The organism is Ferroacidibacillus organovorans (genome assembly GCF_001516615.1).
Taxonomy (GTDB): Bacteria; Bacillota; Bacilli; order Alicyclobacillales; family SLC66; genus Ferroacidibacillus; species Ferroacidibacillus ferrooxidans_B.
Genome location: NZ_LPVJ01000048.1, coordinates 100,487 through 124,246, shown reverse-complemented (window position 1 = coordinate 124,246; position 23,760 = coordinate 100,487). Strand labels below are relative to the sequence as shown.

Genomic DNA, 23,760 nt, shown 5'->3' with positions numbered 1-23,760 from the left:
ACCTCGCACCTGCACTACTCAAACTTACATACTATACAATTACAATACTATACTCAATACATACCGTGCTTCCACACCGGACCGATCTACCTTGTCGTCTTCAAGGGGTCTTACCTCTTTCGAGCGGGAGTTGTCATCTTGAGGGGGCTTCGCGCTTAGATGCTTTCAGCGCTTATCCCGTCCCGACGTAGCTACCCAGCGCTGCACCTGGCGGCACAACTGGAACACCAGCGGTCGGTTCATCCCGGTCCTCTCGTACTAAGGACGACCCCTCTCACAACTCCTACGCCCACGGCAGATAGGGACCGAACTGTCTCACGACGTTCTGAACCCAGCTCGCGTACCGCTTTAATGGGCGAACAGCCCAACCCTTGGGACCGACTTCAGCCCCAGGATGCGATGAGCCGACATCGAGGTGCCAAACCTCCCCGTCGATGTGGACTCTTGGGGGAGATCAGCCTGTTATCCCCGGGGTAGCTTTTATCCGTTGAGCGACGGCCCTTCCACGCAGTGCCGCCGGATCACTAAGCCCGACTTTCGTCCCTGCTCGACCTGTACGTCTCGCAGTCAAGCTCCCTTGTGCCTTTACACTCCACGCGCGATTTCCAACCGCGCTGAGGGAACCCTTGGGCGCCTCCGTTACCTTTTAGGAGGCGACCGCCCCAGTCAAACTGCCCACCTGACACTGTCCTCACGCCCGCTTCAGGGCGCCAAGTGAGAAGAAAAGTACCTCAAGGGTGGTATCCCAACGTCGACTCCACACAGGCTTGCGCCTCTGCTTCCTCGTCTCCCACCTATCCTGTACATGACGTACCCTTCCTCCATATCAAGCTGCAGTCAAGCTCCACGGGGTCTTTCCGTCTAGCCGCGGGTAACCTGCATCTTCACAGGTATTACAATTTCACCGGGTCTCTCGTTGAGACAGCGCCCAAGTCGTTACGCCATTCGTGCGGGTCAGAACTTACCTGACAAGGAATTTCGCTACCTTAGGACCGTTATAGTTACGGCCGCCGTTTACTGGGGCTTCAATTCAGAGCTTCGCCCTTTCGGACTTACCCCTCCTCTTAACCTTCCAGCACCGGGCAGGCGTCAGCCCTATACCTCGCCTTTCGGCTTTGCAGAGACCTGTGTTTTTGCTAAACAGTCGCTTGGGCCTTTTCACTGCGGCTCTTCTCAGAGCGCCCCTTCTCCCGAAGTTACGGGGCCATTTTGCAGAGTTCCTTAACGAGAGTTCTCCCGCGCGCCTGAGGATTCTCTCCTCGCCTACCTGTGTCGGTTTGCGGTACGGGCACCTTGACACTCCCTAGAGGCTTTTCTTGGCAGTGTGAAACCCAGGGCTTCGCTACTTTGCTTCGCTCCCCATCACACCTCAAGGTCTGCCACGCGGTTTTTCCTGCGTGACCCCCTCGGTGCTTGGACGGCCTCTTCCATCCGGCCGCTCCCCTGTTCCTCCTGCGTCCCCCTTCGGTCAAACGCATCTCGGTGGTACGGGAATCTCTACCCGTTGCCCTTCGCGTACGCCCTTCGGCCTCCGCTTAGGTCCCGACTTACCCTGGGTGGACGAGCCTTCCCCAGGAACCCTTAGGCTTTCGGCGGACAAGATTCTCACTTGTCTTTTCGCTACTCATACCGGCATTCTCACTTCCCAGCGCTCCACCAAACCTTCCAGTTCAGCTTCCCCGCCCTGGGAACGCTCCCCTACCGCGAACCCATCGCGAGATGTGTTCACCCAAAGCTTCGGCGGTCCGTTTAGCCCCGTTACATTTTCCGCGCAGCGTCACTCGACCAGTGAGCTATTACGCACTCTTTCAATGGTGGCTGCTTCTAAGCCAACATCCTGGTTGTCTCTGCACCGCCACATCGTTTCCCACTTAACGGACACTTGGGGGCCTTAGCTGTTGATCTGGGCTGTTTCCCTTTTGACTACGGATCTTAGCACTCGCAGTCTGACTGCTGCGCCTATTCCAATGGCATTCGGAGTTTGACTGGGTTCAGTAACCTTTGCAGGCCCCTAGCCCAATCCGTGCTCTACCTCCATCGTACGTCGCGCAACGCTAGCCCTAAAGCTATTTCGGGGAGAACCAGCTATCTCCGTGTTCGATTGGAATTTCTCCCCTACCCCCAGCTCATCCCCTGACTTTTCAACGTCAGTGGGTTCGGGCCTCCATAGCGTGTTACCGCCACTTCACCCTGGCCAGGGGTAGATCACACGGTTTCGGGTCGTCGTCGTCAAACTCTCGCCCTCTTCAGACGCGCTTTCGCTTCGGCTCCAGGATCTCTCCCTTAACCTCGCTTGACATCGACACTCGCCGGTTCATTCTACAAAAGGCACGCTGTCACATCTCTAGGGATGCTCCAACTGCTTGTAGGCACACGGTTTCAGGTTCTCTTTCACTCCGCTCCCGCGGTGCTTTTCACCTTTCCCTCACGGTACTTCTTCACTATCGGTCGCCAGGTTGTATTTAGCCTTAGGAGGTGGTCCTCCCAGATTCAAACGGGATTCCTCGTGTCCCGCCCTACTCGGGGTCATAACACAGCTTTCAAACACGCTTTCGACTACGGGGCTCTCACCCTCTCTGGCCGGCCTTCCCATGCCGTTCCTCTAACGTGTTCTTCCACTGAAAGACGCTGTCCTGTCTTTCTCTTATGCCCCACGACCCGCTATGCGCAACGCGGACAGGCTTACACGCATACCGTTTAGGCTCTTCCCCGTTCGCTCGCCGCTACTCAGGGAATCACTGTTGTTTTCTCTTCCTCGGGGTACTGAGATGTTTCAGTTCCCCCGGTGCCCTCCTCGCCGCCTATGCATTCAGCGACGGGTCTCTTCCCATCACGAAAGAGAGGTTCCCCCATTCGGAGACCCTTGGATCCATGCCTGCGTACGGCTCCCCAAGGCATTTCGGTGTTCGCCCCGTCCTTCTTCGGCACCTGGCGCCTAGGCATCCCCCGTGCGCCCTTCCTACCTTATCCATCCACCTCATCCGGTTCCCCGCATGAGTCCCTCCCTGCTCTCCCGCCTCACGTTCCCGTAAGACGTTCCCACAAAAAGGTGCAGTCTCTCTACGATGTCTCGTACAAAGCTGCCAACATTCGCGATCTAGTTGTCAAGGAACACCGAGCGATTCTTCCTCTCGCGAGGCTTGAATCCCTCAAAACTAAACACCGGATACGTAGCCAACCTTTCGCGAGTCTCTCTCTCGCCTACTTCCTTAGAAAGGAGGTGATCCAGCCGCACCTTCCGATACGGCTACCTTGTTACGACTTCACCCCAATCGCGAATCCCACCTTCGGCGGCTGGCCCCCTTGCGGGTTACCTCACCGACTTCGGGTGTTACCCACTCTCGTGGTGTGACGGGCGGTGTGTACAAAGGCCCGGGAACGTATTCACCGCGGCATGCTGATCCGCGATTACTAGCAATTCCGGCTTCATGCAGGCGAGTTGCAGCCTGCAATCCGAACTACGAACGGCTTTTGGGTTTCGCTCCACCTCGCGGTCTCGCTTCCCGTTGTACCGCCCATTGTAGCACGTGTGTCGCCCAGGACATAAGGGGCATGATGATTTGACGTCATCCCCGCCTTCCTCCGGTTTGTCACCGGCAGTCATCGATGAGTCCCCGCCTCTACGCGCTGGTAACATCGATCAAGGGTTGCGCTCGTTGCGGGACTTAACCCAACATCTCACGACACGAGCTGACGACAACCATGCACCACCTGTCTAGCGTGCCCCGAAGGGACGGACCATCTCTGATCCCGTCACGCCGATGTCAAGCCCTGGTAAGGTTCTTCGCGTTGCTTCGAATTAAACCACATGCTCCACTGCTTGTGCGGGCCCCCGTCAATTCCTTTGAGTTTCAGTCTTGCGACCGTACTCCCCAGGCGGAGTGCTTAGTGGGTTTCCTTCGGCACCGGAGGTGGTACCCTCCGACACCTAGCACTCATCGTTTACCGCGTGGACTACCAGGGTATCTAATCCTGTTTGCTCCCCACGCCTTCGCGCCTCAGCGTCAGGTTTCGTCCAGTCAGGCGCCTTCGCCACTGGTATTCCTCCACATCTCTACGCATTTCACCGCTACACGTGGAATTCCCCTGACCTCTCCGACCCTCAAGTCTCCCCGTTTCCAAGGCCATGTCAGGGTTGAGCCCTGACCTTTCACCCCAGACGCGAAAGACCGCCTGCGCGCGCTTTACGCCCAGTCATTCCGGACAACGCTTGCCCCCTACGTATTACCGCGGCTGCTGGCACGTAGTTAGCCGGGGCTTCCTCCTTTGGTACCGTCTCACCTTGAGCATTTCCTCTCAGGGTCACTCGTCCCAATTGACAGAACTTTACAATCCGAAGACCGTCTTCATTCACGCGGCGTTGCTCCGTCAGGCTTTCGCCCATTGCGGAAGATTCCCTACTGCTGCCTCCCGTAGGAGTCTGGGCCGTGTCTCAGTCCCAGTGTGGCCGGTCACCCTCTCAGGTCGGCTACGCATCGTCGCCTTGGTAGGCCGTTACCCCCACCAACAAGCTAATGCGCCGCGGGCCCATCGTTCAGCGACGCCCTAAAGCGCCTTTCCTTCCCCGCCCATGCGAGCAGGATCCCATTCGGGATTAGCACCCGTTTCCAGGCGTTATCCCCATCTGAACGGCAGGTTACCCACGTGTTACTCACCCGTCCGCCGCTCCCTTTCCCCGAAGGAAAAGAGCGCTCGACTTGCATGTATTAGGCACGCCGCCAGCGTTCGTCCTGAGCCAGGATCAAACTCTCAATAGTGGGCTGTTTACAGCCGTTTTCTTGCTGACGTTGTTACGTATCCGTGTTTAGTTTTCAAGGATCCAAGGTGCTTCATTTTGTTTCTTCTCTTGCGGTCGGCCTCGCGGCGACAAGGAGTAATATACCACCTCAGAACTCCTCTGTCAAACCCTTTATCCCACTTTTTATGTTGAAAACGTATGCCAAATCGCAAAATATCGTTTGGTTTTCACGGAATCAGACCCAAGAGTCTTTACATCCGTCAGAATGCCCTGCACCGACCGAGGAAGTTCCGCATACCATTTAAGAGAGTTCGTTGAATGGCGGGGCAAGGGATACAGTAACCCACGTGCGTTCGACGAACTCAACTCCCTACGCACCGTTTACATAACGAACAATCTCATCCCGCTCCCTCTCATCGAGAGAAAGTTTCTCAAAAAGATCCGGCCGGTTTGTTAATGTTTTGGCTAACGCTTCTCTCCTGCGCCACTCCTCTATTTTTTTGTGATTTCCTGATAGCAACACTTCCGGGACTTCCCATTCTCGAAACTTACGGGGTCTTGTGTACTGTGGATATTCAAGCATGCCATGCTCATGCGAATCCTGCCTGGAACTCTCTTCGTTGCCTAAAACACCCGGCAACAATCTCACGACAGCATCAACGACAACGAGCGCAGCAAGTTCACCACCAGTCAACACAAAATCACCGATCGAAAGTTCATCCGTCGCCAAATGCTGACGCACGCGATCATCAAATCCTTCGTAATGACCGCATAAAAATATTAAATGCCGCTCCGTCTTCAATTCATGAGCAATCTCTTGTGTAAATGTACGTCCCTGCGGCGTCATCATGATCACTCGCGGTTCATCATCTAAATTGCGCAGCGCCCGCACATGATCGACAGCCGCAAAAAGCGGCGGGGCTTTTAAAAGCATTCCTGCCCCTCCACCAAACGGGTAATCATCAACCGTCTTATGCCTATTATCAGAAAAATCGCGAAAATTGGTCACGCGAATGTCCACGGCATCCGCCTGTCTGGCCCGCGCAATTACACTTGATGAGAGGTAGGGTTCAATCGCTTCTGGAAAGAGCGACAGGATGTCGAGATGCAGCGCATGGGATCCTTTACGATTCATCGAATAGCCCTGGCATCACATGAATTCTCATGCGTTTTTTGTCTGTTTCGACACTCAAAATGCATTCCTTTATCGCTGGGATGAGCAGTAATTTTCCTGCGTCTGTTTTCACTTCATAAACATCATTCGCGCCTGGCGTCAACACATTGGTTATGACGCCGATACGATTGTCCATTTCATCATAGACATGACAATCAAGCAAATCGCGAATATAATATTCACCCTCAGGCAATGCAGGCATTTCTGACTCTGGAACCCTCAAGCTTCCACCCTGCCATGTCTCAACCGCAGCAATTGAACGATACCCAACAAAGGACAGCAAATATCCGCGCTTGTACACGCTCGCCGTTTCAACAACGACTGGAATTGCCGCTTCTTCATTCTGAACATCTTTTTTAAACAAAAACAAGCGAGAACCAGGCACAAACCGAAGATCAGGAAAGTCTGTTCTCGATTCCACCTTTAACTCGCCTTTCAATCCATGAGTGCCATGAATAAGCCCAACAGCAATCATCTTCTCACCTGTTTCTGTAACACTGTGATCCAACTTCCCGCAAAAGGCTAACCGCATTACGAGGTGATTGATTGTCCATTTCGGCGGATTTCAACGACAATGTTGTCCTTAAGGATAATCTCGCTGCCGAGTAAAACTGTATCCCAAGAATCACCAACCTTCACATCGACGGTGGTTTCCACATTGCCATTAGGCACTTCTTCTCCAATATCCATTTGTTGTATCTGACTCAATTGAGCGATCATCTGTTCACGTCGCTCAATGCGCTGGCTACGCTCTGCCTCAATTCGCTCCTCGGTGGCAGCAATTGCCGCTTCACCCTGTTCCTTTGCTTCGCGCAACCATTGTTTACCGCGAAATTCAAGTTCCTCTAACTCGGCGATTGTGGCATTGATCAATCTCCGCAGTTCCGCAAGCCACTGCTGCTTTGTTTCTTCCGTCAAAATAACCTTCACTGCAACCGGTTGACGAATTGTAATCACTGCTCATCATCCTCTCTAGTCAGTGCACAGCCATTTGGCCATACCAAGACAAACGGGACACGACGCCCGAAACAGCCTGGCCACACTATACCAGCTCAATGTGGATCCTTTTCGTTTCAGGCAGGTGTCCCGCAGCCGTTACTAAGCGTATCGCCCTGATCATACGACCTTGTTTGCCGATAATTTTACCTGTATCAGATGGGTGTACCGAAAGCTCATAAACGATCGTGCGATCTGTTTCCTTTTGCGATACACGAACTTCGTCCGGGTGATCTACAAGATTACGCGCAATCCATTCTACGAGTTCTTTCAAGGAAACCCACATCCTTGTACAGTTTACTTGCCCTGACGACGCTCGTGCATTTGCTTCATGACGCCTACCTTGCTCAGCAAATTACGCGCAGAGTCAGAAGGTTGCGCTCCTGTTTGCAACCAATAAAGCGCGCGCTCTTCTTTAATCTGAATCTGAGCGGGTTCTGTGAGAGGGTTGTACGTGCCAATCTCTTCAATAAAGCGTCCATCGCGAGGATAGCGCGAGTCAGCAACAACCACACGATAAAACGGAGCTTTTTTTGCACCCATTCGTTTCAGTCGAATTTTAACAGCCATGATTTTCACCTCCTTGTCAGAATCAACGAAAAGCATGGAAAGCAACAAATCACACCGCGCGACACCTGCGCGTTAACGGCTTCTTTTACCTCGCCCTCCACCAAACGGCATTCGCGGAGCGCCAAAGCGATTTTTAAGATTGGCCATTGAGCGTTTCCCGCCTTTACCCATGGCGGAGAATTGTTTCATCATCTTGCGCATTTCACCAAACTGACGCAACAGTTGGTTTACATCCTTGACCTGCGTCCCACTGCCTTTGGCAATCCTCACGCGGCGACTCGAACTCTTTTCAACAAGTTCAGGTTTCGCCCTTTCTTCAGGAGACATGGAGAGAATAATTGCCTCAATTCTCTTGAGCGGTTTTTCATCCATTCCACCCTGTGGCAGATTTTTTAATGCGCCACCAAGGCCCGGAATCATCCCCATCAATTGATCCAACGGCCCCATTTTTTTAACTTGTTGCAGCTGAGTCAAAAAATCTTCAAGCGTAAAATCGTTGTTTCGCATTTTTTGCTCTAATACCTTAGCCTGATCCTCATCAAAGTGAGCCTGTGCCTTTTCAATAAGCGTCAACACATCCCCCATTCCGAGAATGCGCGATGCCATTCGATCAGGATAAAAGGGTTCCAAAGCGTCCGGTCGCTCACCCGTACCAACAAATTTAATGGGACATCCCGTCACATGGCGAACAGAGAGTGCTGCACCGCCCCGCGTGTCGCCATCTAATTTCGTCAAGACGACGCCCGTAATCCCCAACGCCTCATGAAACGACTGGGCAACTGTCACTGCATCTTGACCCGTCATCGCGTCGACAACCAGGAGAATTTCTTCAGGTTCGCTGAGTTGCCGAAGCTGATCCAGCTCATTCATGAGTAACTCGTCAATGTGAAGGCGGCCTGCCGTGTCGATAAGCACATAATCGTATCCGCCGCGCCGCGCCTCATCCAGTGCCGTTCGAACAATTTCCGCAGGCGCCACTTCCGCCCCGGGAGCCCATACCGCCACACCGATTTGCTGGCCCAAGGCGACGAGCTGATCAATCGCTGCGGGTCGATAGATATCGGCGGCCACCAAAAGAGGGCGACGGTGTTCGCTCGTTGCCAAAAAGCGCCCGAGCTTTGCAGTAGCCGTCGTTTTCCCGGCGCCTTGTAAACCAACCATCATTACAACGGTAGGAGGCTTTGCAGAACGTTCGAGCTTCGCCTGTGTTTCTCCGAGCAATCTCGTCAATTCATCGTTGACAATCGACACCACTTGCTGCCCTGCCGTCAAACTCTGCAGAATGTCCTGTCCAATCGCGCGTTCTTTTACCGCATCCACAAATTTCTTCGCGACGACATGATTGACGTCTGCCTCAAGCAGTGCACGACGGATTTCACGCATGGCGTCATTGACATCCGATTCACTCAGACGCCCTTTTCCCCGCAGCTTGGAAAAGGCAGACTGCAGGCGACCGCTCAGCGACTCAAACATTCGGTTCCACCTCCCCGTCGATCAATTCGCGAATCACTCGCTCAATTTCTTCATCCATTGCGTGTTTCTCAGACAACCGCTTCTGCAATTTCAAAAGCAGCGTACGCCTTTTTATATACTCTTGCACAAAACCTAATTTTTTCTCATAATCTTCAAGTTGAAACATGGAGCGCGAAAACAGGTCGTGAACTCCTTGTCTTGATATACCTAGATGTTCAGCAATCTCTTGCAGGGAGTGGTCTTCAAACAAACGATCTTCTAATACTTGCCGTTGACGCTCTGTGAGAAGCGATCCGTATAAATCGTACAGCAGGTGCTGCGTGGTGATTTCGTCCAAGACGAACACCTCACTCGTTCATGAGTATAGGAAAATCGATCTAACATGTCAAGGGTTTTTACTTGTCACGCCAATTCTAACTCAAGAATCCTGAGGTGAAAAAAGCGCCTCTGAAAACGAACTTGCCTCAAAGGGTTGCAAGTCATCGATCTGTTCTCCGATACCAATCCATTTTACCGGCAAATTCAACTCCCGTGAGATCGGGAGAATGACCCCACCCTTCGCCGTGCCGTCAAGCTTTGTCAAGACAACGCCCGTGACATCCGCGACCTCTTTAAACAGTGCCGCTTGCGAGAGCGCATTTTGCCCTGTGGTCGCATCGACAACCAACAACACTTCATGTGGTGCATCCGGGATTTCCCGCTTCATGATGCGCACGATTTTGCGCAACTCATCCATAAGGTGCGATTTGTTTTGCAGTCTTCCTGCGGTATCGCACAACAAGACGTCAACCTGCCGAGCGTGCGCCGATTGCACCGCGTCAAAAATCACCGCTGCCGCATCTGACCCGATCGCCTGGCGAACGAGGGGGGCATTGGCCCGCTCCGCCCAAACTGCCAATTGCTCAATGGCCGCGGCGCGAAATGTATCCCCAGCGGCAATCATAACGCGCTTTCCTTCCTGGGTATAGCGGTGGGCGAGTTTGCCGATCGTCGTCGTTTTTCCCACACCGTTTACACCTACCACAAGAATGACGGTTGGACCACGCTCTGCCGTATGCATCTCGCGGCTTTGTGCGGTAAGAATTTCATCAATCGCCGCTTTTAAAACCGGAATCAATTGATCTGCCGTCTGGAGCGCTTGTCTTCGCGCCTCTTTTTTCATTCTTTCAAGCAAAGCTGTCGTCGTGTCAAATCCGATATCTGCCGCCAGCAGCTTTTCCTCTAATTCATCATAGAGCGCGGCATCAATGGATCGCCTGTGCACAAGAGTGGAAAACGTATCTTGAAACGTCTTTCGCGTTTTAGTCAAACTCTGCTTTAAGCGATCAAAAATCCCCATTCATCCAACCCCTCTTCGCGCACAGGCGCATTCATTACGCTTCTTTGACCGCCTCAATGGGTTCTTCTTCGAGCACGCGCACCGAGACAAGCTTTGAAACGCCTGACTCCTGCATCGTGACACCATAAAGCACATCAGCCGATTCCATCGTCCCTCGGCGGTGTGTGATTACGACAAACTGCGTTTGTGCAGAGAATTCGCGCAGATAGGACGCAAAGCGCGAGACATTCGCTTCATCCAACGCGGCTTCAACCTCGTCCAACACGCAAAACGGAACCGGTTTTACACGCAGGATCGCAAACATGAGCGCAAGCGCCGTAAGTGCGCGTTCACCGCCTGAGAGAAGAGAGAGTGCCTGCATCTTCTTGCCCGGAGGTTCTGCAATTACTTCAATCCCACAGGTGAGCGGCGCATTCTCATCCACCAAGAAAAGATCAGCCTGTCCACCCCCAAAGAGCGATTGAAAGACCCCCTGAAAATGTCGGCGAACCTCATCAAACGTCTCTTTAAAGCGCTTAGCCATCTCATCATCAATCTCTGCGATAAGCGTTTCGAGTTGTGTTCGCGCACGCTCCAAATCGCCTTCCTGATCGCGCAAAAATGTATACCGTTCAAGTACGCGCTCGTATTCTTCAGCGGCGCCAAGACTAACTTCTCCAAATGTCTCCATTGCGCGCTTCAGTTCACCGTGACGGGCTTTCGCCTGGGCAAGCGGCGCATCAAGCGGATAGCGTTCACTCGCAAGTTCATAGCCCAGTCCATAATCATCACGCAGCGTCTCAAGGCGGGCTTCAAGCTCTGTATCGACACGCGAGCGAGTGATTTCAGACGCGTGCAAGCGCTGCTCAACCTTTGCGCACGCCTCGCGAATTTGATCCATCTCACGTTCAAGCGAGCTTAACGCCTCCGAACGCTTCAAGCGACTCGCGCGGATATCAGACAACGCCGCTTGCCGCTGCTCTCTCTCTGACGCGATGCCTATGCTGTTTCTTTCCAGCTCTTTTTGCACAGACTGAAGCTCTGCAAGAAGCGCGATCGCCCTGCTGATCTCTTGAACCATGCGCTCCTTGTTCGCAAGATAACGCGCGCGTTCCTGAACCAATCGCTCAAACTCTGACTGTTCGTGAAGATAGGTCTGTTCTTCCTCTGCGAGTAAAACGCGCTGTGCGGTCAGTTCCTCATTTCGTCCCGCAAAATTCGCCTGGACAGCTTCAGCTTCCGCCTCGATTGCAGCCACCGTGTTCTCCGCAAGTTTTACCTGCTCATCAAGCAAGTGCAGTTTGTCCGCAAGTGCGTTTTGCTTGATTCCAATTTCATCATGTTCAAGCTCAAGCTGCTGTTGCTCATCGCGCTGCGCGTTTTTCTTTTCTTCAATAAAATTGCACATATTTAGCGTGCGTTCGATCTGTCTTTGACGGTTTGCCGCTTGCTGTGCAAACTCGCCGAGTCGAACTGCCGCTTTTGTACCGTCACTTTGCAAATCATTGATCGTATCGTTACAGCGTTTTAACGCTTGCGCGACCTCTTCCAAGGCGGCTTCATTCTCCTGCGCGCGCGCGCGCAACGTCTCAATCTCGCGCGTGCGGCCAAGGATCGGCGTACCGCGGCGGCCGACACTCCCCCCTGTCATAGAGCCGCCTGCATTGACAATGTCCCCCTGCTCCGTCACAATCCGGTAACGATAGTTTAATGCGCGAGCGATCGCGTTTGCCTCAGGAAGGGCACGCACGACAATCACATTTCCAAGCAAGGAGTCAATGATCTGTTTAAACGCCGGCTTTACATTCAGCAAATCTGAGGCAATTCCCACAAACCCCGAAGAAGACTGCACCCTTTGCAACTCTTGGAGAGGGATGCGGCGCGCCTTGATGACTTCAACTGGAAGAAATGTCGCCCGTCCCAACTGCCTTCGTTTCAGATATTCGATCGCGTTTCTCGCATCTCGTTCACGCTCTGTCACAATGTGCTGAACCGAAGCGCCAAGCGCCGTCTCAATCGCGAGTTGATACGTTTCTGGCACATCCACAAGATCGGCGATCGCACCGTGAATTCCTTCCAGTTTTTTGCTGCGTGCCGCAACGAGCGCCGCTTTGGCTCCTGCCGAGAACCCCTCGAGATCATTCTGCAGGTCCTCAAGCACCCCAAGGCGCGAGCGAATGCTCACGCGCTCTTGGTCAAGCTCCGTCAGCCGTCCCTGCACGGCACGCCTCTTTTCCTCTTCTTCCCGCTGCCTCTCGCGGCATTTCACCATTTCATCGTGATAGAGCGCGTGCGTCTGTTCGTCTTCACGCGCCTCCTCACAAAGGCGCTCATAAAGGTTGTGCGTTTCTTCCCATTGGCGCAAAAGTGTTTCAGCTTCCTCGCGCAACCGCAAGCGCCGCCGTTCAAGCGCTGTGCGCTCACCTTCTAGAGCCCGCTTTGCATTATTCAGTTCCGCCTGATCGCGCATCCGTTCAATCAGTGCTGAACGCGCCTCCTGCGTTCGCTCCTTGATCTTTCTCATGGCACCCTGTTCATCAAGGTTCATCAACGCCTGATCTAATGCTTCCCGGTGTTTTGCAACGCGCTGTGCACTAGCCGTTCGCTTTTCATCCGACGCCGCAATCGCACGTGCCAACTGTCCCAGTTGCTGTTCAACTTCTTCGTGACGCTGTTTGAGGTCTTCAAGCGCCGTGAGTGCGGCCTCTTGTTTCACCGAAGCGACACGCCGTTCCGCTTCAGCCTGTTCATAGTTTTCAGTCACTGTGAGAAGTTCGCGATTGGCCTGCTCAAGCGCCAATTCTACCTGTTCTAACTCAGTGCGTTTTTCGTTGACCTGCAGTTCAATCTCGTCGAGATGCGCACTGTGCCTTTGCAAAACCGCGCGCTGTTCATCCGCCGTCACCTGCAGTTCCCGACTGCGCGACTGAAGGTTTTCTGCCTCTGCCGTCAATACACCAATATGCAGTTTTCGGTAGGATTCTGAGAGCGATTGATACGCAATCGCTCGTTCCGCTCGCTCACGCAGCGGTTCCAGCTGATCTTCAAGCTCTGCGAGAATATCTTTTACACGAGTGACATTCTGCGACGCATCGGAAAGTTTGCGCTCCGCCTCTTTACGGCGCGTTTTAAATTTCACAATTCCGGCCGCTTCTTCAAAAATGCCCCGACGATCTTCGCTGCGCGTCGAGAGGATCTCTTCAATGCGCCCTTGGCCAATGATGGAATAAGCCTCTCGACCAACGCCCGTGTCCATGAAGAGTTCACTGATGTCGCGCAATCGACAAGCTTTTTGATTTAATAAATACTCACTGTCCCCGTTTCTGTATACGCGGCGCGTCACCGTCACTTCAGCATAGGACACAGGCAATTTCCCATCCGCATTGTCAAGGGTCAGACTCACTTCACAAAAATTTAAGGCGCGACGATTCTGACTGCCCGCAAAAATGACGTCTTCCATTTTTGCGCCGCGAAGCGAGCGGGCGCTCTGCTCGCCCAACACCCAACGGATTGCATCTGCAATGTTGCTCTTTCCGCTTCCATTCGGACCGACAACCGCCGTTACACCAGGGACTACCGTCACCTCTGTGCGATCCGCAAACGACTTGAAGCCAAGCACATCAAGCCGCTTTAAAAACACAAAAAACGCCTCCTATCGCAGTGCAGAATCCTGCCGCATCCTCCATAACGCACCCATTTACTCGCGCCCCCGAAAGACTTCCCGCATCAAAGCAGACTCTGCCGCGCGCTGCTCCGCTTCTTTCTTGGAGCGTCCAACGCCTTGCCCAAAAACCTCTCGCCCCACATTCACCTGGACCACAAATTCGCGATCATGCGCCGGGCCGCGCTCTTCGAGAATCTCATAACTGAGTTCACCCAATTGCAGTCTTTGAACAAGCTCTTGCAGCAATGTCTTGTAATCTTTTTTCCACGCGTCTTCAAGTGTGGGGATAAAGGGATAGAAGTGCTCCGTCAGAAATCGTTCAACGCCGAGATGCCCCTGATCAAGATAAAGGGCGCCCACAAACGCTTCAAACGCATCCGCCAAAAGACTCGATCGCTCTCTTCCACCCGACATTTCTTCCCCTTTGCCCAAACGCAAATAGCGTGAGAAATGAAGTCTTCGCGCAAACATGACAAGACTTGGCTCACAGACGATTGCGGCTCTCATGCGTGTCAACTCACCCTCAAGAGAATCCGGGTAGGTGCGATATAAGTATTGACTGACACTCAGTTCCAACACCGCGTCCCCCAAAAACTCAAGCCGTTCATTATCCTTTGCGCCTGGCTTGCGATGCTCATTGCGATAGGATGAGTGCGTGAACGCTGACTGGAGCAGCGTCACATCCTGAAATTGTATGCCTATGTGTTGCATCAAGCGATGGATCGGTTGCGCCCCCACCGGTATTTTCACGCTCCCCGGTCTTGCGATTGCATAGCTTGTCACACATTCGTCTTGGCAAATATCAATGTCGCATTGTGACCGCCAAACCCAAACGAGTTTGACATCGCATAGTGCACTGTAGCCTCACGGGCAACATTCGGAACGTAATCCAAGCGACACTCAGGATCCTTTTCATCGAGATTGATGGTAGGAGGAAGTATCCCTTCGCGCAACGCCATGATCACCGCGATCGCCTCAATACCGCCTGCCGCGCCGAGCAAGTGCCCCGTCATCGACTTTGTTGAACTGACTGGCGTATTCATTGCGGCTTCCTTAAAGATCGACTCAACCGCATTTGACTCTGCCACGTCCCCGATTGGCGTCGACGTGCCGTGGGCGTTGATATAACCGATCTGCTCTGGGTGAAGGTGTGCATCAGCAAGCGCCGCACGCATGGCGCGCGCCGCGCCAGCTCCTCCAGGCGCGGGTTGCACGAGGTGATAGGCGTCACCGCTCATGCCATACCCAACAACTTCTGCAAGAATCTCCGCGCCGCGCGCCTTGGCGAATTCATACTCCTCAATGACAAGGATGCCTGCGCCCTCTCCCATGACAAATCCGTCGCGATCGCGATCAAAAGGACGACTCGCGCGCTCCGGCTCATCATTGCGCTCAGACAGCGCCTTGGCGGAACAAAAACCCGCGAGCGCAAGCGGTGTAATGGTCGCTTCTGCGCCACCACAAATCATCGCGTCAGCGGCACCCCGCACAATCATTTGATAGGCGTCGCCAATCGAATTCGAACCCGTAGCGCAGGCCGAAACGGGCGCACTGTTTGGCCCCTGTGCCCCAAACAGAATCGATACTTGGCCAGAAGCCATGTCACCGATCATCATCGGGATAAAAAAAGGACTCACCCGTTTTGGTCCGCGTTCCAGAAGCGTCCGATGTTGGTCTTCAAGCGTTGCAAGGCCGCCAATGCCTGAACCGATATAAACCCCAACGCGCGGCGCCACTTCCTCTGTAATCACGAGACCCGCTTGGTCCATCGCCATTTTCGCCGCAGCCACTGCAAACTGCACAAAGCGGTCCATTCTGCGCGCTTCCTTGCGATCAATATAATCTTCTGGTACAAAATCTGAGATACTCGCGGCAATTTTTGTCGAAAAGTCTGTCACATCAAACGCTTCTATGCGACGAACCCCAGACTTTCCTGTTTTTAGCGACTCCCAAAAAGAGGGAATCCCGATCCCAACAGGTGTGACAGCACCCATCCCTGTTACGACAACGCGGCGCATCGACACACTTCACTCCTCCTCATCCATCACACCGTAATCCATAGACACCTTCACAAATTTGCTCCAAAGCATACCCGACACCTTTGTCCATGACCAGAAAAGCCCCGCACGGGGCGGGGACTCGTATGAATGAAGGATTACTCGCGGGACTGAATGTACTGTACAACATCGCCAACCGTTGTGATTTTTTCCGCATCTTCGTCTGAGATTTCAAGGTCGAACTCATCTTCCAGTTCCATCACCAACTCCACAACATCCAGCGAGTCGGCTCCCAAATCATCTTTAAAGGACGCATTTAACGCAACCTGCGACTCTTCCACGCCGAGGCGGTCCACAACAATGCGCTTTACGCGCTCGAATACATCGGACATACTGTCACCTCCTTGCCAGAGTATACTACATGACTAATCCGCCGTCGACTTGCAATACTTGACCGGTTATATAGGATGCACGGTCCCCAGCCAGAAAGCGGATGAGCGACGCGACATCCTCCGGCCGCCCCAGTCGTCCAAGCGGAATCTGATCAGCCAATTTTTCACTAAGTTCCGGCGCGAGCTTCTCCGTCATTCGCGTTGTGATGTACCCAGGTGCAATGACATTGACTGTCACCTTGCGGCTCGCGAGTTCCCGCGCGATCGTTTTGGATAACCCGACCAACCCGGCTTTCGCTGAAGTGTAGTTGGCCTGTCCGGCATTGCCAGTCAGCCCGACGACCGACCCGATGTTGATGATGCGGCCATAGGCGCTTCGCATGAGATATTTTGAGGCAGCTTGCGAACAGAGAAAGACGGACTTCAGATTCGTGTCAATGACCTGATCCCAATCCTCTTCCTTCATCCTTAGAAACAGGCCGTCGCGGGTCGCCCCCGCGTTATTCACCAGGATGTCGATTCCGCCATACGCCTCAACAGCCGTTTTTACGAGGACGGCGGCGCCTTCTTTTGTCGAGACATCCGCCTGCACAATGGTGCAGACGCCCCCGCGCGCGCGAAGCTCTGCAGCGAGCGCCTCGGCACGCTCACTGCCGTGATGATACGAAAGAACTAAGCGCGCCCCGGCCTCGGCAAGTTCTACGGCGGCAGCCGATCCAATGCCACCTGACGCGCCGGTGACCATTGCGACGCGATCTTTGAGTTCCATCACGACACCTCCAAAATAGCCGCCTTTGCTTGCGCAAACGTACCTTGATCCTCAACGCGCTGCACGATCGCTTGCCGATCAATTTTTTTGATAAGCCCCGACAGTACACTGCCTGGGCCCATCTCGACAAACGTTTGAACGTTTTGGCGCAGCAACTGCCTGATCCCCGCCTCAAACAAAACAGGCTTTTCAATCTGTGCAATCAAAGCGCTACGGATGGCGCTCGGGTCGCTTAGCGGCTCAGCAGAAACGTTTGCCACAATCGGAAACGCCGCTTTGCGCAGTTCGATTTTTGCAAGTTCTTCTGCCAGGCGCACAGCCGCCGGCGCCATCAAAGAAGAGTGAAACGGTCCACTCACCTCAAGCGGAATCGCGCGCTTTGCTCCTGCCTCTTTTGCCCGTTCCACGAGGCGGGAAACCGCGGCCTTGTGGCCCGAAACGACAACTTGTCCAGGGCAGTTTTCATTGGCAATCTCCACCACTTCTGAAAGCTCGCGGGCAATCTCGCTGCACAGGGCGCTTAGCGCCTGTAAGTCGGCACCAAGAACAGCCGCCATCGCTCCTATTCCTGACGGCACCGCCTCGTCCATAAAACGGCCGCGCAAGTAAACAAGCCGGATTGCATCGGGAAAATCCAGCACCTCGGCCGCCACCAACGCGCTGTACTCGCCAAGGCTATGCCCAAGGGCGAAATCCGGCACGGGAAAACCCGCCTTGATCGCCATCCGATACGCCATCACACTAACCGTCAAAATCGCTGGCTGCGTGTAATAAGTTAAACGCAGCTGATCACTCGATCCTTCAAGAAAAATCCTGCGCAGCGAAAACCCGAGCGCTGCGTCCGCCTCGTCAAGAAGCTCGCGCGCAAGCGGATCCATCTCGACAAACGCTGCCCCCATGCCAATGTACTGCGATCCTTGCCCAGGAAAGACATATGCTGTTTTCATCAGACCCCCCCTGTCTCTGTTCGCTTGGCGATGGCCTCTTGCAGTGCGTGAATCAGACCATTCTGATGCATCTTAATCGCCTGGTTGATCGTCACTTGAAACGCGCGCGCGTTCGATGAACCGTGCGCCTTGACAAGGATGCCGTTCACGCCTAAAAACGGGCCACCGCCATACTCCGCATAGTCAAAACGCATCTTAAACTTCTTCAAACTCTGGCGCAAAAAAAGGGCCGACAAGCGCGTCAGGCGCGTCTGCATAAACACGGCACGCAACTCCTCAAATAATCCGGCACCTGCACCCTCATAAAATTTGACGAGCGTATTGCCGACAAAACCGTCGCACACTAAAACATCGCACACATCGTGCAGCATCTCCCGCGACTCGATGTTTCCGACGAATCCTTCCATCTCATGCTTTAGCAATCGATAGGCTGACTTGACAACCTCACTGCCTTTGTTGGGTTCAGCGCCGATGTTGATGAGCCCAATCCGTGGATGCTCAATCTTCATTGCGACCTGCGCATACGCCTGTCCCATTTTGGCAAACGACAGCAGGTGCGCGTCTGTACAGTCCGTATTTGCACCAGCGTCAAGGAGGAGGACGCCATTTCCTTGAAAAGAAGGGAGGAGCCCCGCCAAAGCCGGCCGCTCAATTCCTTGCATGCGCCCGACAAAAAGCAGCCCGGCCACCATGAATGCGCCAGTGTTCCCTGCTGACACCATGCCGTCAACCACGTTGTCCCGGACAAGGGTCGCCGCGACAACCAACGATGCGTCTGGCTGTCGACGCACAGAGCGCACCGGTTCTGCGTCTGAGGCAATCGTATCCGAGGCGTGTCGCACCTGTATGTTTGATGGAAAACTTGCGCGATATGGTTCAATCACTTCTTCGCGCCCCACAAGGACAAACTCAACCTGCCTATGTTCAAGCGCAGCCTGTATCGCGCCTTCAATCGGCGCCTTGGGAGCATGATCGCCGCCCATCACATCAATGGCGAGTCTCACGAATTTCACTCCCCCGTTCCGCTTCTCGCAAGCCCTGCGTCACAAGAAAATCAGCTTGCAAAATTTCTTGACTGCCAACGCGCGTACGCACGGCCACGCGAACAAACCCGGCGCGCTCACCTGTCACAGTCGCTTTTGCAATCAGGCGATCACCTACGTGCGCCGCACGCAAAAAGCGCACCGTCACACGCGCTGTAAGCGCCTGCTTTGCGTCAACGATCGCGACGGCGAGCGTGTTTGCTTGCGCAAACAGGTGATGACCGCGCACGATGCGCGAGCGCGACAATGCGTGCTCTGCACCCACTTCAAAAATTGAAAGTCCGTGACGTCCTATCTCAAGGTCGATAATTTCACCGACGACCTCGTCAACTTCAAGCGTTCGCGGAGATTCAAAATGGGTTGTCGCGGCGCGGCGCATTCGTTCGCGCACCTCAGGAATCCCCAACTGCGAGCGATCGAGGCGAATCGTCTGGACGCTGACTCCAAGCCGCTTAGCAAGTTCTTCATCTTTTAAAAGGGGATCACTCTCAATGATGTGCAAAAGCCGTTCGTGTCGCGTCTTTTTTTGCGTCGACATGCACGGATCACCCCGTATGCTCATCATAAAAAAAGAGTGCCGTGGACGTGTAAACGCCATGACCCTCTCTGCTTACTACGCGCGCTCTGTCGCGACAACTGCTTTACGCTTGTAGGTGCCGCAGTTCGGACATACGCGATGAGACAACTTCATTTCGTGACACTCGGGGCATTCAACCATTCCCGGCACAGACAATTTAAAATGGGTGCGGCGAAGGCGTTTCCGAGTCTTGGACGTTCTATGCTGAGGTACTGCCACTGGATCCACCTCACTTCTTATCCGAAATTTCGGATGACCTATCGGATTGAAAAAGATTTGCCAATTCATCCCAACGCGGATCGATCGATTCAGCATTGCACGAGCAATGCGCCTCATTGTGATTTATACCACACGCTGGACAAAGGCCCAGACAATCCGGTTTGCAAAGCGGGTTCATCGGCATCGCAAGCAAAACAGCCTGAATCGCATATGCATCAATCGGAACATCACGATCAACCCAGTGGATCACTTCGGCTTCATCTTGCTCTGCGGTCAATTTCGTTCGGCAAAAAACCTCTTGAAACGATGTTTGAATGCGTGAAGAAAACAGTTCAAGACAGCGCACACAGCGAAACTTGACGAGCGTTTCCACGTGACCCGCAAGCGTCAGTTCTATCGCGTCCGCAACCGCTTTGACATCCACCAGGAGCGGCTCCATTGACGCAACACCACTCGCCTCGTCAAACGTCTCCGTCATCTCTACCTTGCCGCAAAGATGCACTCCGTCGGGTTTCTCCGCATCAGACCATGCAATTTTCAAAAGATCCTTCACTCCATTCACGACAGAAAGTAGTATACGGGTAACGCTCTGCGCTGTCAATGTGTCGCATTTATTGATCTCCACGCTGCGTCCCAGCCATTTATTTCACCGCTTTTTTTGGCGGCAGTTTTTCTAAAAAGGAAACGGCTTGTGCAAGTGTGCTTACAGGGACGATCGTGATGTGGAGATGATCCTTTTTTACCTCTGCCAAGCGTGCGCCTCATTCGTGTCACCCGGCGCGCGATCCGCTGGCACAAACATGAAGGATGCACCGGCATTGACCGCCGCGATGACCTTATGGGTCACCCCGCCAATCTGTCCGACCACCCCGTTTGGCGTGATCGTTCCCGTCCCCGCAATTTTATAGCCGCGTGTAAGATCCGTTTTTGCGAGCTGATTGATAATCTCAAGTGAGAACATGAGACCGGCAGACGGTCCATCAAGTTGTCCGGTTCGAATGGTCACAGGGTTTGCCGTGATCAGCTTTAGCGCCTGCGTCGGATAGATGCCAAGCCCCGTGTGTGATTTTCCTGCACCGTCTGGCAGCGAGACGGTATGCATGTGAAGATGTGCGATTTTCCCTCCTCGCAGTACGCTCACCGAAATGGCGGCGCCTGGATGCAGCGAGGCGAGAACGGTTGTCAGATCGGCAACAGTTTGAATGGGCCTGTGATTGATGCGCAACAATGTGTCACCTGGCATAAGCGGCGTCGCAGGGTTCTCTTTGGTGTCAAGTGCAACCACCGTGACCCCTTGGTTAACAAGGTGATATGGTTTGTGAAGATAGCGAAAAGCAGCCAGTTCCGCGTCAAGCTTTGCTTGTTTCATCATATACGACTCGATTTGATCGTAAAGCGTATTGGAGAGTCCGCCAGACACCTGCTTGATACTTAACACTTGGTGGTGAGGAACCATCAGTGCGCCAATAAAGTCGTAGATGTTATCCGCATAGGTGACGTACACCGACGTGAGCATAAAGCTTCCCCGCTCATTGCGATGCCCGCCCTGTACCCGAACGATGGGGGCAACCGCTTCTGCCTGACCTGGAGAAAAAACGTAGTAAGGAAGCGGAACAAAAAAAGCCACCACCGCCATCGCAAGAATGGCGAGCAGGAAAATCCGAAAACCATTGACGCGACTGCGTGCGCGCCTTGCCTTGTGCCAACCATCATTCATGAGACAAAACCTCGTATCTTTCATTTTGAAGCTTTCATCATCAAGACCGACCGCGCGCCGCTTCTTCCACACTCGCCAGTTTTTCGCGCAGTTCCGGAATGGCCTTGCGCGCCGCGTCACGCCCCGCCTCGATCGCCTCGGCAATGCCGTGAAATGTGGTCGAACTCATCAGCGCCAGTTCTGGGCGGATCACAAAATCCGCATCAAGAATGCGATGACGAAAAATTTCGCGCTCCATAATGTCAATCGATTGAACGATAACGTCAAATACATGCCTGACTGGCGGCAACCGATCGAACAATCCGACATCCACCGCAATCACAAAATCAGCCCCCAGACTGCGCGTCGCGTGAATCGGTACACGGTCGATCACGCCGCCATCGATCAAGAGGCGCTGATTGATGCGATGAGGCACAAAAATCCCGGGGATGGCGATGCTCGCGCGAACCGCGTCGTGAACATACCCTTCCGTGAGTACGACCCGTTCTCCGAGTTCGAGGTCGGTCGCGACGACAGCGAGGGGAAGTGAGCACTGCTCAAACGTCTTTCGCTTTGTCAATATTTTGATCAGCTCGTGAAGTTTTACACCTGTCACCAAGCCCATCTTTGGGAACGTGACATCCATCCAGCGAGCAATCGGCAGATGTGTCGCGAGTTGTTCCATATGGTGAACAGGAGCGCCCGTCGCATAGAGGGAGGCGATCAAGGCGCCCATGCTTGAGCCTGCAATCGCGTGAAGCTTGAATCCGGCTTCTTCAAGAACCTGCAACACGCCAACATGTGCAAATCCGCGTGTCCCCCCACTGCCAAGAGCGAGCCCCAGTTTCGTTTTCTTCACCATTGTCCACCCCGATTCAGCCAAACCGCTCTTCCTGTTTTTCGCGAAGCGCGTGAAGGACATTTCCCGGCACAAAGCGAGATACATCGCCGCGATGACGCGCAATTTCTTTAATGAGACTGGAACTCAAATACGAAAATTCATGATTCGTCGGAATGAAGATGGTTTCTGACTCCGGCATCAATTCGCGGTTCATGGACGCCATTTGCAGTTCTGTTTCAAGATCGCTGATGAACCGCAACCCGCGGATGATCACTGTCGCCTGTTTTTCTTGTAAGTAATTCACCAGCAAGCCCGAAAAAGAATCGACACTCACATTGGGAAGACCCTTTACGCTCTCGCGGATCAGCGCGGTGCGTTCTTCGGATGTGAACAGTGGCGTTTTTTTCAGATTGACGAGAACCGCCACGATAACATGGTCAAACATCTTCGCGCCGCGTGTCACGACATCAAGGTGACCGAGCGTCAACGGATCAAAACTTCCAGGATAAACGGCAGTGCGCACGAGTTCAATCACCTTTCCGGCAGAGAGTCTGGGACATCTTCCAAAGGAACACCAGCAGTTGCGCAGTAGCGATACACACATAGCTTTGTTTCACTATACAGCGCCTCGCGCAGCATTTCATACCCTTGCGAAACGGGCGTCTCTTTATCTCGCCCCATCTCAGCCACCACTGTGGCTTGTTCATTTAGAATCGACGCGGCAGATAACTGATCAAGCAGCGATTCGCGATGCCACAGCGCATAGGGAGGGTCAAGAAAGACGACATCGATCTTTACCCTCTCACGCTGCAATCGATTCAAAGCGCGACGATAGTCCATCGCAAAGACATCCGCCTGCGCAGCGCAATCGAGCCGCGCGAGATTGTCACGAATGACATTGCTCGTCTGTGTATCGACAAAGATCACTTTTTCCAGGCCGCGGCTGATTCCTTCAATCCCAAGCGCGCCTGAACCTGCAAACAAATCGAGACCCACACCGCCAGAAAAATAGGGGCCGATTCGCGAAAAAAGCGCCTCTTTTACTCGATCCAGGGTCGGGCGTGTCTCATTTCCTTTGGGAGCAATAAGCGTTCTTCCCCGCTTCGTTCCCGCAATGACGCGCATCGTGACACTTCCTTACGCATTAAGTCAAAAATGCATTTCACACTGCTCACTTTACCACAACGAAAATCACAGCGTTAAACCTCCCTAAAGGTATAGTACAAACCTTCCCTGGACAAACTAACGATGTGGCAGCGATGCCGCAAGGCAACCAGAGAGCGTGTCCGACTGACATGTTCTTCCGGTTTCTCCTCTCCCAGTCGCTCTGTGCGTAACTACATAGG

General features: G+C 53.5%; 22 protein-coding genes and 2 rRNA genes. All 24 read right to left on the bottom strand.

Translation table 11 applies throughout. The annotated features are described in order from the left end of the window. Positions 1–19: 19 nt before the first annotated feature. Positions 20–2,970: ribosomal RNA gene (locus ATW55_RS10575) — 23S ribosomal RNA — on the bottom strand. Between the two features lie 243 nt (positions 2,971–3,213). Continuing rightward, positions 3,214–4,757 (bottom strand): 16S ribosomal RNA (locus ATW55_RS10570). The 16S and 23S rRNA genes sit together here, the layout of an rRNA operon. Before the next feature lie 351 nt (positions 4,758–5,108). Continuing rightward, positions 5,109–5,849 carry a tRNA (guanosine(37)-N1)-methyltransferase TrmD gene (trmD, locus tag ATW55_RS10565; protein WP_067717046.1) on the bottom strand — a complete coding sequence of 247 codons (741 nt, stop codon included), beginning with the start codon at positions 5,847–5,849 and terminating at the stop codon, positions 5,109–5,111. 13 nt (positions 5,850–5,862) lie between these two features. Further along, complete coding sequence (rimM, locus tag ATW55_RS10560; RefSeq protein ID WP_067716957.1) at positions 5,863–6,387, bottom strand: ribosome maturation factor RimM; 525 nt, start codon at positions 6,385–6,387, stop codon at positions 5,863–5,865. 56 nt (positions 6,388–6,443) lie between these two features. Further along, complete coding sequence (locus ATW55_RS10555; RefSeq protein ID WP_235587091.1) at positions 6,444–6,869, bottom strand: YlqD family protein; 426 nt, start codon at positions 6,867–6,869, stop codon at positions 6,444–6,446. 85 nt (positions 6,870–6,954) lie between these two features. Further along, positions 6,955–7,182: a KH domain-containing protein gene (locus tag ATW55_RS10550; RefSeq protein ID WP_067716953.1), complete on the bottom strand. Its 228-nt coding sequence runs from the start codon at positions 7,180–7,182 to the stop codon at positions 6,955–6,957. Between the two features lie 23 nt (positions 7,183–7,205). Further along, entirely contained in the window at positions 7,206–7,478 is a 273-nt protein-coding gene (gene rpsP / locus ATW55_RS10545; RefSeq protein WP_067717039.1) for a 30S ribosomal protein S16, read from the bottom strand. Positions 7,479–7,550: 72 nt separating this feature from the next. Beyond that, positions 7,551–8,951 carry a signal recognition particle protein gene (gene ffh, locus ATW55_RS10540; RefSeq protein ID WP_067716949.1) on the bottom strand — a complete coding sequence of 467 codons (1,401 nt, stop codon included), beginning with the start codon at positions 8,949–8,951 and terminating at the stop codon, positions 7,551–7,553. Then, positions 8,944–9,288, bottom strand: coding sequence for a YlxM family DNA-binding protein (ylxM, locus tag ATW55_RS10535; protein WP_067716946.1), 345 nt, complete (start codon positions 9,286–9,288; stop codon positions 8,944–8,946). Before ylxM ends, ffh begins: the two co-directional genes overlap by 8 nt. Before the next feature lie 81 nt (positions 9,289–9,369). After that, positions 9,370–10,290 (bottom strand): signal recognition particle-docking protein FtsY, encoded by a 921-nt coding sequence (gene ftsY, locus ATW55_RS10530; protein ID WP_067716941.1) that lies wholly within the window; start codon positions 10,288–10,290, stop codon positions 9,370–9,372. Between the two features lie 34 nt (positions 10,291–10,324). Then, positions 10,325–13,909 (bottom strand): chromosome segregation protein SMC, encoded by a 3,585-nt coding sequence (gene smc / locus ATW55_RS10525; protein ID WP_067716937.1) that lies wholly within the window; start codon positions 13,907–13,909, stop codon positions 10,325–10,327. Positions 13,910–13,966: 57 nt separating this feature from the next. Continuing rightward, entirely contained in the window at positions 13,967–14,644 is a 678-nt protein-coding gene (rnc, locus tag ATW55_RS10520) for a ribonuclease III (RefSeq protein WP_067717035.1), read from the bottom strand. 68 nt (positions 14,645–14,712) lie between these two features. Further along, on the bottom strand, positions 14,713–15,951 hold the full coding sequence (gene fabF, locus ATW55_RS10515; protein ID WP_067717032.1) for a beta-ketoacyl-ACP synthase II: 1,239 nt from the start codon (positions 15,949–15,951) through the stop codon (positions 14,713–14,715). Between the two features lie 137 nt (positions 15,952–16,088). Beyond that, on the bottom strand, positions 16,089–16,322 hold the full coding sequence (locus ATW55_RS10510) for an acyl carrier protein (protein ID WP_067565602.1): 234 nt from the start codon (positions 16,320–16,322) through the stop codon (positions 16,089–16,091). Positions 16,323–16,347: 25 nt separating this feature from the next. Then, entirely contained in the window at positions 16,348–17,091 is a 744-nt protein-coding gene (fabG, locus tag ATW55_RS10505) for a 3-oxoacyl-[acyl-carrier-protein] reductase (protein WP_067716933.1), read from the bottom strand. Continuing rightward, complete coding sequence (gene fabD, locus ATW55_RS10500) at positions 17,091–18,038, bottom strand: ACP S-malonyltransferase (protein WP_235587090.1); 948 nt, start codon at positions 18,036–18,038, stop codon at positions 17,091–17,093. Before fabD ends, fabG begins: the two co-directional genes overlap by 1 nt. Further along, positions 18,038–19,042, bottom strand: coding sequence for a phosphate acyltransferase PlsX (plsX, locus tag ATW55_RS10495; RefSeq protein ID WP_082685754.1), 1,005 nt, complete (start codon positions 19,040–19,042; stop codon positions 18,038–18,040). The genes fabD and plsX overlap by 1 nt, the downstream gene beginning before the upstream one ends. Further along, positions 19,026–19,619, bottom strand: coding sequence for a transcription factor FapR (fapR, locus tag ATW55_RS10490; protein WP_160327224.1), 594 nt, complete (start codon positions 19,617–19,619; stop codon positions 19,026–19,028). Before fapR ends, plsX begins: the two co-directional genes overlap by 17 nt. Positions 19,620–19,694: 75 nt before the next feature. Further along, positions 19,695–19,877: a 50S ribosomal protein L32 gene (gene rpmF / locus ATW55_RS15830; protein WP_079290459.1), complete on the bottom strand. Its 183-nt coding sequence runs from the start codon at positions 19,875–19,877 to the stop codon at positions 19,695–19,697. Between the two features lie 10 nt (positions 19,878–19,887). Continuing rightward, the gene (locus ATW55_RS10485; protein WP_067716925.1) at positions 19,888–20,418 is read right to left on the bottom strand and encodes a YceD family protein; all 531 of its coding nucleotides are present in this window, start codon (positions 20,416–20,418) and stop codon (positions 19,888–19,890) included. Positions 20,419–20,616: 198 nt separating this feature from the next. Then, the gene (locus tag ATW55_RS10480; RefSeq protein WP_067716921.1) at positions 20,617–21,594 is read right to left on the bottom strand and encodes a YlbL family protein; all 978 of its coding nucleotides are present in this window, start codon (positions 21,592–21,594) and stop codon (positions 20,617–20,619) included. Between the two features lie 40 nt (positions 21,595–21,634). Continuing rightward, positions 21,635–22,435, bottom strand: a complete 801-nt coding sequence (locus ATW55_RS10475) for a patatin-like phospholipase family protein (RefSeq protein WP_067717020.1) — start codon at positions 22,433–22,435, stop codon at positions 21,635–21,637. A 13-nt stretch (positions 22,436–22,448) separates the two neighbouring features. After that, positions 22,449–22,937 carry a pantetheine-phosphate adenylyltransferase gene (gene coaD / locus ATW55_RS10470; protein WP_067716918.1) on the bottom strand — a complete coding sequence of 163 codons (489 nt, stop codon included), beginning with the start codon at positions 22,935–22,937 and terminating at the stop codon, positions 22,449–22,451. A gap of 8 nt (positions 22,938–22,945) precedes the next feature. After that, positions 22,946–23,539 carry a 16S rRNA (guanine(966)-N(2))-methyltransferase RsmD gene (gene rsmD, locus ATW55_RS10465; protein ID WP_067716914.1) on the bottom strand — a complete coding sequence of 198 codons (594 nt, stop codon included), beginning with the start codon at positions 23,537–23,539 and terminating at the stop codon, positions 22,946–22,948. Positions 23,540–23,760 lie beyond the last annotated feature (221 nt).